Origin of the sequence: Bacillus manliponensis (assembly GCF_000712595.1) — a bacterium.
Taxonomy (GTDB): Bacteria; Bacillota; Bacilli; order Bacillales; family Bacillaceae_G; genus Bacillus_A; species Bacillus_A manliponensis.
This window is the reverse complement of the sequence record NZ_JOTN01000072.1, coordinates 1-812: the sequence shown is the minus strand read 5'-3', so window position 1 is coordinate 812 and position 812 is coordinate 1. Positions and strand designations below refer to the sequence as shown.

The following is an 812-nucleotide window of genomic DNA, read 5'->3' as shown; positions in this document are numbered from 1 at the left end:
TTGAAGTTGGTCCAAATGGTAAAGTTGCTTGGCGTGCTCATTTTCTTGAAAACGGGACAAGTAAGATGCCTCCGTATCCATTCATTGAAAAAGGTGGAGATGAAGGAGAGATTGAAGCAATACAAGCAATGGAAAAAGAGTATATGGATGTGTTGGATAAATGAGTTTTGATGCAAAAGGTGAGTTGTTGACTGGTTTAAAAGCAAATACCCACTTAGTTACTTTATGTACAGGCGGTTTTCATAACCGAAGAGCGAAGGATGTTAATGCTTATCCTCGTGTAGTTTATACCGAAATCAATAACTCTGACGATGAGTTTGCTGATAATGTAGCAATTTCATCCGAGGTGCGTTTTCAACTTAGTGTTTTCACGGATACATCGAGCGTTTCAAAAGAAACACCGATTGCAAAAGAAGTAGACGAAGTGATGAAAGAACTTGGTTATTCTCGATACAGTTCTATTGATTTATACGAGGAAGATAACCAAGTTTTTCATAAGTCTATGAGATATATAAAAACGTTTAATTAGGAGGAATACGAATTATGAGTAAATTACTTTATGGGTTAGATATGTTCCATCTTTCTGAATTAACAGCAGATACAGTAGCAGGAGTAACATACGAGAAACCCGATCATCTACCGGGTGGTGTTAGTGTAAAGGTAGATCCAAAAACAGAGTCGGAAACAATTTTTGCTGATAACGGTCCTTATGCTGTACTAAATAGTATGGGTGATATTGATGTGGAAATTGAGGTAGTAGACCTTCCGTTACCTATGCAAAAGAAAATCTTTGGTCAAACAGAGGAGAATGG

At 37.2% G+C, this 812-nt stretch carries 3 protein-coding genes; all 3 read left to right on the top strand.

The window, feature by feature from the left end; translation table 11 throughout:
* A partial coding sequence (locus tag BAMA_RS25495) for an HK97-gp10 family putative phage morphogenesis protein (protein ID WP_338022324.1) occupies positions 1–164 on the top strand: 164 nt, incomplete at its 5' end.
* Entirely contained in the window at positions 161–529 is a 369-nt protein-coding gene (gene gp17 / locus BAMA_RS23255; RefSeq protein ID WP_034644417.1) for a tail completion protein gp17, read from the top strand. The genes BAMA_RS25495 and gp17, both read left to right, overlap by 4 nt.
* A 14-nt stretch (positions 530–543) precedes the next feature.
* On the top strand, positions 544–812 hold a 269-nt coding region (locus BAMA_RS23250; protein ID WP_034644415.1), incomplete at its 3' end, for a major tail protein.